This is a genomic window from Streptomyces sp. MS19 (genome assembly GCF_047200595.1).
GTDB lineage: Bacteria > Actinomycetota > Actinomycetes > Streptomycetales > Streptomycetaceae > Streptomyces.
Genome location: NZ_JBJZOH010000078.1, coordinates 1 through 7,514 on the forward strand (window position 1 = coordinate 1; position 7,514 = coordinate 7,514).

At 67.0% G+C, this 7,514-nt stretch carries 5 protein-coding genes; all 5 read right to left on the minus strand.

Going from position 1 to position 7,514, the window contains the following annotated elements:
- Window positions 1–51: 51 nt before the first annotated feature.
- On the minus strand, window positions 52–1,386 hold the full coding sequence (locus tag ACL02R_RS29805) for a hypothetical protein (RefSeq protein WP_412800080.1): 1,335 nt from the start codon (window positions 1,384–1,386) through the stop codon (window positions 52–54).
- 151 nt (window positions 1,387–1,537) lie between these two features.
- Entirely contained in the window at window positions 1,538–1,951 is a 414-nt protein-coding gene (locus ACL02R_RS29810) for a hypothetical protein (RefSeq protein WP_412800081.1), read from the minus strand.
- Window positions 1,948–4,038, minus strand: a complete 2,091-nt coding sequence (locus ACL02R_RS29815) for a hypothetical protein (RefSeq protein ID WP_412800082.1) — start codon at window positions 4,036–4,038, stop codon at window positions 1,948–1,950. Before ACL02R_RS29815 ends, ACL02R_RS29810 begins: the two co-directional genes overlap by 4 nt.
- Window positions 4,035–5,843 (minus strand): hypothetical protein, encoded by a 1,809-nt coding sequence (locus ACL02R_RS29820; protein ID WP_412800083.1) that lies wholly within the window; start codon window positions 5,841–5,843, stop codon window positions 4,035–4,037. Before ACL02R_RS29820 ends, ACL02R_RS29815 begins: the two co-directional genes overlap by 4 nt.
- Before the next feature lie 86 nt (window positions 5,844–5,929).
- Window positions 5,930–7,514 (minus strand): hypothetical protein (locus ACL02R_RS29825; RefSeq protein ID WP_412800084.1); only part of this gene is annotated, 1,585 nt, incomplete at its 5' end.

Consider the following 7,514-nt stretch of genomic DNA (forward strand, 5'->3'; position numbering starts at 1 on the left):
GTTGTGGACGGGGTTGAGATGTGACCGTTGACCGGTGAGAGGGCAGCGGAATTACTGGGGCTCGGGCTCTGCCAGGCTGATGAGCGTCTCGGCCAAGCGCCGCATCGGATCCCACTCGCTCCCGAGCGGCTTCTCCCCCTCCTCTGCCTCTCGGAGCATCTCTTTGATGCGCTCTTGGACGTAGGGCTTGTTGGCGAGTTCGCCTTGGTAGTCGTTCATCGGGTCGATGTGACTCTTCCAACGCACTGGGACCGGCTTCCCGTCTGGCCCGTGCAGGCAGTCTTGGCCGAAGTAGAACTCCACGGAGCAGGCACGACCTGTGACGTCGTCGCTTGAAGCGCCTGAGGGACCGAGGGTCGGGTAGGACTGCGCGTAGTCCAGATCAGGCAACCTGCAGACCGCGTAGTGGTCTGGGAGAGAGGTGCTGGCCAACTGCTTCTCGGCATGGCGGCCTGCTGTGTCGTTGTCCAGGATCCCAATCACTCGATTCATGACGCCTGCGGCAGCAAAGCTCCTCATGTTCTTGACGACCTGATCGGTGCCGCCAGCGGCCTTCGTGGTCTCAAGGTCCCAAAACTTGAAGTATCCAGCGATATCGGGACGGACGAGTCTGAGTGCTCGGGGTATGACCTGCGCGTCAAACTTTCCCTCGGTGATCACGATGACGGGACCCGTACTGGCAGTCATGAAGCTCAGCTCGCGGACAGCCTGAGCGGACAGGTCTTCATCACTGCTGCAATAGTCGGCCGCCAGAAGATCTGACAAGTCCATCGTCACCGTGCTTTGCGGATCCTGGCCATGAAGAAGTGCGGCAAGGAGGAACCGCGGCTCGTCGTCGTCCTCGAAATAGAACTCCAACTCGTCCAAGCAATTCATCTCAACCAGGTCGAGCTGCTCGGCGTCCAACCCGTGGCGACCACACGCCTTGATGTGAGCCACGAGCCCGGCGTCGATCACTTGCTCGCAAGACATCTGGTGAGGCGTCCCCCGAACCCCCCGCGCCGGGCTCACGAGAAGAACGTCCTCCGGTTGCCCGTCCCGCTTGAGCTCCGATCTGCGGATCTCCGCCATCGACCGCCTGCTGGCCTCAGGGGTGAAGCCCATAAGCCGTAGGCGCGCGAGGACGGTCCCGACTGTGGTGCGATAACCGAAGCGGTCGATGGAGTACTCATCGTCATCGTCCCAAGCCGTCAACGCCTCCAGTTCCGGCGGAACGTCTTGGCCTGCGGGAATGCTGTTAAGCCGGTCAATGCCCTGCACCCAATCGGCGTCCATGCGCTTGTCTTCTTCTTGGAAGATGGTCATGAGCCGGGACGGAAAATCGTTCTTGCCCGACAGAATCTGCCGCTCGCCCAGCAGCAGCCGCCATCTGTCTCCCACTAGCATCTCCGTCTCATCGCCGTCACAGAGTCACGGCGATGATGCCAGGAGGGCCCATCGGTCGCCCCTGGCGCTGGCCATAAGTGGTGAGGGCCCCAGGATGGTGCGGCGAGACAACCGCGATGAGCGATGGCAGATTCTGGGGCCGAACCACATCTCAGTGCCGATGTCCGCTCGGCCAGCGCCGATCGTCGATGTGCGAGACCTTCATCTGCGCCTCAAGGGCCTCGCGGAGCCGTTCGTTGGTCAGTGCCAGCTGCTGGAGCTGAGCGATGGCGAGAGCAAGGTCTGAGGTCAGCTCCTGGTTTCGGCGGCGGAGCTTCGCGTTCCGGGCGATGAGCCTGTCGAGCGTGGTGGGCCCGTCGGCGGGATCGGCAGGGGTGGACCGGAGGGTGCCGAGCTCTTGGGCGATGTCGGGGAAGCGGCGGCGGAACGTGGTGTTGCTCAGGCCGAGTTGCTGGGCCAGCTTCAGGACGCTGGGTTTGGTGTTGGTCTGTCGGCAGGTCTCGATCATCTCCGCCATCCGCTTGCGGACCAGGGCTTCGGGCAGGTCAGAGACGCGGGCGGTCATGCGAGGGACTCCGTGCGCGTGTTGGTGGCCAGGAACTCGGTGATCTCGGCGTGACGTTGCTGGAGGCGGTGCTGCCGGAGGGGAGGCATGGCCGGCCGGGCGGCCATCCTCTTCTCCAGGCGAGCCAGTTCCCGGGTCCAGACAGCGACGTTCTCCGGGGTGAGGGCAACATTTCTGCAGGCCAGGGGCTTGCAGCCGCCGTGGTCGGGTAGCCCTTCGCTTCCGCCGCGCTTCGCCTTTTCGCAAAGGGCTTTGGCGGGGTCGCGGACGCAGGTGACGTATTCGCCGGGATAGATCGCTGGATCATGCCGCTTCATGATCCGCTTCAGGCGATGCTTGTCGAGGGCGATCTGCCCCTGGAACTGGGCTCGTTCGCCGAACTCGCTGAGTCGCCGGGCGACCTCTTCGGCCGACGGGCCGGTCAGGTCGGTGTGCTCGTGGGCGTCGATCATCGCGATGTAAGTCTCCCCGCGGGCGAGGGCCTGTTCGCTCTCGACTTCGGCCCGGAATCCGGAGGCGCTGGTGCCTGCATAACCTTCGAACATTTGGATTGATTGATGCCGATATTGCAGGGCGCCGGCGACGGCTCCGCCGGGCCGTCGTGCGATGAACCACGCGAGCGTGCGCCGGAAGACGCTGGTCTTGAACCCGGTGCGACTGCGACCGGCTGCGGGGATGCTGTCGGACCGGCCGGAGGTGTCGCAGAGCTGATTGACGTAGGTGATGAACTTGTTGATCTGTGTGCCCGTCGCCTTTGTCGTGAGGGCCTCGGCCGAGCCCTTCTTGGCGCCGGATCCGTGACGGAGGCGGGCGAAGAGAAAGTCAGTCTCGGCTGGCTGGAGACGTTCGAGGACGTCGATGGCCCGGGCGACGGGCTCGCCGACGACCCAGGTCGCCTCGACGCCTGCGTCGTCGTCCTCGCCCTTGAAGGCCAGGCTGGTGACCGTCCAGCGGTAGGGGGTTTTGTCCTCGTCCCGCTTGACGTGCAGGCATCCGCGCCGAAGGTGCTTGACCTCCGAGTCGCGAAGTCCTGAGAGGTATGCGATCACGATGTAGCAGGCGGCCTGCAGGTGACGGCCGAGCCGGGCCAGGCTGTGGGTCGCCGTGTGGTGGGTCGCGATCCCCTCGACCCACGGGACGCCGTCAAGCCGGCCGGTGATCGGGTTGCCGAAGTAGCTGTCGGTGCCAATGCCGACGATCTCGGCGGTCGCGGCCAGGACGTCGGCGTGACGGTCGACACTGGTGCGGTCGCATTGCAGCGTCCGGGCGAGGTGGACGACGTTCGGACGGCCGCGATAGCCGGGCAGCGGTTGCCCCGAGGCGATGTGCTCGTCCATCAGGGCTCGGATGCGAAGCCCGATGTCCGCGACGTCGTCCGGCTGGCGGAAGGTGTCGGTGCGGATAGCCCGCCAGTGGGCGTCGGCGGCCAGGATGTCCGATGCGAACTCGTCGACGAACCGCAGGGCCCAGCCCAGCAGCGGCCCCATGGTCTCCTCGGGGAGCCGGTCGGTGGCGTTCTCGGTGCGGCGGGGCGCCTTGGACTCGCCCCACTCCGGGAGGTGGAGCGGGTCGAAGGACAGTGCGTGTTCGTCGAGGTGGGACCGCCAGCGCCAGAGGAGCCGGATGACGCCTCGCGCGAGCGTCCGGCGGTCGGAAGACCGGGGATGGAGCACGTTGAGGTGCTTGCGGTAGGCGGTCAGGTCGTCCGGGGTCAGGGTGGACAGGTCGGTGACGTGCGGTTCCCAGCGTTTGTCCAGCCAGGTCAGGAATGCCTTCATGTGGGTGAAGGTGATCCTGATGGAGGTGATGCCGGGCGAGTCCTCGCCGTCCGGCGGGTCGACGGACAGTAGGCGGTAGAAGAGCTTCTTCGCCGCTGACTGGAACCGCCGCGGAAGGCTCGGGAAGTTCAAGATGAGTGCGGCGTCGTGCGCTTTGAGCTGTGCGGGCCAGAGTCGCCAGATGTCGTCGCCGTAGCGGGAGGTGTCCTCCAGCCGGAACCCGGGCCGCAGTTGCCGGCCGTGCAGGACGTGGATGTTCTGCAGAGCGAGGTCGCCGGGTGGGAATGCGGCGAACGTGGCAAGACTCACAGCTGTTCCCAGGGGGCTTCGACGAGATCAAGGAGGGCGTCAGGCAGGGGGTTCTTGCGTTCCTTGGCGACCTCGGCCGGCGAGAACTTGGTGAGGATGTCGCGCCGGATCGCGATCCAGGCCGGGCCGTAGCGCTTCCACCAGTCGATCTCGCTCATCCGCTGTCGCAGGGCGCCGAGACTGTCGAGGAGGCCGAGGAGCCTGGGCAGGTGGGTGCGGGTGACCAGGCAGTTCCCGCAGTGGAAGCAGTCGAGGAATGAGTCGCCGCAGGGCGCCTGGGTCTCCGGGTTGTGCTCATGGTCCTCGCAGGCGGTCCAGGCCGTGTCCAGTTCGCCGTCCGCCAGTTTGCGGGCGATGTCCGGGGTCATGCCGGCCTCCTCCAGGTCGTGCGCGGTGCCGGCCTCGGGCAGGACCTTCGGGCCGCCGCCCCGGCGTTCGGCGGCTCGTTTATGGGCGTCGGCGGCGGCGCGTTCGGCGTCCACGAGCGCCTCGGAGACCACCTCTGCGGCCCATTCCCGGGTCGTTTCGTCCGCCTTGAGGTAGTTGGCGTAGAGGACCTGGGCGGTGTTGCTCTTCGCGGAGGACGGCAGGTGGCCGCCCATCTGCCGGGTGCGGCGGGCATCCACGCTGGTCTTGATCTGGTTGAAGGTGACCCGCAGCGGCGGTGCCGGCGGCTGCTTGCCCTTCTTCTTCGGCGGCGGGTCCGCCAGCACCGGCTTGGGACGTTCCGCGGCCCAGGCGGACATCTTCATCGCGGATCCGTAGCCGAGGTTCTTCTCGAACGGCGCCCAGTGCTCTTCGACACCCGTATTGCCGTCGCGGTGGTTGTTGCGCCAGAGTGCGAACGCGGTGGAGGCACCGCAGAAGGCCCGGCCTCGGGCGGTCAGCTCCAGCAGCAGGAGATAGAGGCCGCCAGGCGTGTGGAGTTCACGGTTCTTCGGTCCGATCTCCCAGGTCACCGTCTCGAACCAGCGCTTGGCGCCGCGGCGGCGCTTGACCACGGATAACTCGACGGCGCGGTCTTCCAGCAGCCGGTGCTTGACCGGCAACTCCTTGATCGACTCTCCGTTCCGCTCGGTGACGATCATCAGGAGGACCACCAGAGGTGCCAGGTCCTTCCAGGTCAGGAACAGTTCGGAGGCGAAGGCGACCCTTTGGGCCTGCCGTTCCTGACGGCGCCGGACAGGCTCGGGGACGACACCGCTGTCGGCCATCGCGGCCAGCATCTCGCCCCGCCGAAGATCGTCCTCGCCAAGCTGACCAGGGTCCTCGCGATAGCGTCGCAGCAGGTCCTCACTGGCCCGCAGGCGCCGGGCGATCCGGGCGGTGTCGGCCCTTGCCGCGGCCGTCAGCCGGTCCAGTTCCCCGCTCGAGTAGCCCCCCACCGACTGCGTCGGTGGTTTCTGCAGGCGTCGGTTGAAGGCGTCCAGGGCCTCGGCCGGGAGGTCGCCCTTCAGCTGTGGGTCGGTGAACTGCGTGCGCAGTTCCAGCAGCATCGAGTACTTCGTCCGCGGGGAGATGTCCGTGCGCCCCCGGTAGGCATCCACGTGTGCGCGGGTCAGCTGCTGCGAACTCTCGGGCGGCGGGTCGAGGGACGGGAGGAACTCGGCCCAGTTCTGGGCCGCGTTCCAGGCGTGCCGCGAGCTTTCCAGGGTCCTGGCGCCGCCGCTGTAGCCGGTCCGCAGGGCGACCGACCGGGCCAGGAACAGACGCCAGCCCGGCATCGGCAGCGTACTGAAGTCGAAGGTGCGGCTGCGGCCGTCCTCGCCGTGGAAGTCGACGGCCAGGGAGTCCGCCGCGTCCATCCTGACCAGCGGTGGGGCCTCGTAGGCCCCGGACGGTGTCGCGGCCGGGCGGCCTGGTCCGGTGCTGCCCCGGCCCTGGCGGCGGCTCACCGTGTCACCACTCCTTCGGGCAGGTCGACGGGCGGCGTCTCGTCGCCGAGCTCGACAACCGGGGTGTCCCGCGGGTCCTCCCAAGTGTCCGGGACAAGGGCCATGCGCGTCTCCATCTCCAGTTCCTGCAGCGCATGCAGATAAATCAAGGTCGACAGTTGCGAGGCGTGACCGAGTCGGCGGCGAATCCAGTCCACCGGGTCTCCGAAGATTTTCTGGTAGTGCTGGCGCTGGGCCGGGTTCATCTCGCCGAGCGCCGCGAGGTGGCCGCGTTGGAGCTGTTCCAGCGTGATCACGGCGAAGGTGTGCCTGCAGAGGTGGGCGTGTGCCCTCTCCTCCAGCGCTGCCTCCTCGCAGCGGCGGTTGGCCGCAGTGAACATGTCCTTCCAGGTCGACAGGGCCAGCGGCATCCCGTCCTCGCCGAGCCAGAACATCGCGGGCTCGAGCCCCTGATTGGTGTCCACCAGCAGTCGGCGGCGTTCCAGCGGGCCGAGAAGACGCACGTCCACCCGCTGCCCGGCCATCGCCCCCGAGGTGTACTGGGCAAGGCGCGGAAACTCCGGGTCCGAGATCACCAAAGGCCGCCGGATCCGCCGGTAGCGACCCGCGGCCTGGGCCTCCTCCACCACCATGGCCCGGTCCTCAAGGGCGTAGGCCGTCAGGTCCCGCCGCGAGGAAGCCGGCACATAGACCCACCGGGCGGACTCCCGCTTCGCGATCGACTTCGGCAGCCAGAACTTGCTGTAGCCGGGCGGCCCCTCACCCAGCGGGATCTCGGACTTCAACAGGGTGGACTGTTCCTCAAGCCGCATCCCGGTGCGAACCAGCTTGTCCGTGAACGTCGCGTTGCGTGAGGCCCACCGGCCCCGGAAGTTGTCCCTCGGCAGCCCGTCGCGGTCGTATCCCCGCACCCCCACGTCCCGCCAGCGCCGGTAGGCCGCGGCGGGCAGCCACTCGATCGTCTCGCCGCCTTCGTCGTGCGCGTAGGACGCCGGGACCTTCTTGCTCTCCGTGACGACGGGCCGGCCGCCTGGCGAGGCCGCCCTCTCCTTGGCCTCCCGCAGTGGGATCGGGATCTCGGCGACCCACTTCTCCCGCTTCGCGTGCTCGTAGAACTGGAACACGTGCGAGGTGTCCTGGCTCCAGGTCGCTCCGCCGATGCGGGGCCCTTTCGCGTCCTGACGACGCCAGTGGCGATAGGCCCGGTGGTCGTCCTCCGTGGCATCACGCCAGTCCTTGCCCCAGCGGGCCCGGTGCAGGAACGTGAAGTAGCCGGCCAGGGCTCTCGCCCGGTTCCTCTGACTGTTCAGCGGACCCTCGAGATAGTCCACCCGATGGAGGTACGAGTTCGGGTCGACGTCGTAGACGTACCGGGGTGACAGCAAGTACGGCGTCCCGTCAGGAATGCCCTGGTCATCAAGCCAGCACTCCCATTCCTCAGGACGAATCTGCAGGTACCAGAGCTCTTCACGCGGCTGCGGTAAGTCCCGCGACGTGAAGTGGACGGACCAGCCATTTCGACTCAACACCCGCGGACCGTACAGGTACGGGGTCAATGACCGGTCGTGCACAAGCGAGGTC

Excerpts from the sequence above, each read along its gene's own strand:
- ACL02R_RS29805 (WP_412800080.1), bottom strand. The coding sequence starts at position 1,386 with ATGCTAGTGGGAGACAGATGGCGGCTGCTGCTGGGCGAGCGGCAGATT.
- ACL02R_RS29810 (WP_412800081.1), bottom strand. The coding sequence starts at position 1,951 with ATGACCGCCCGCGTCTCTGACCTGCCCGAAGCCCTGGTCCGCAAGCGG.
- ACL02R_RS29820 (WP_412800083.1), bottom strand. The coding sequence starts at position 5,843 with ATGGACGCGGCGGACTCCCTGGCCGTCGACTTCCACGGCGAGGACGGC.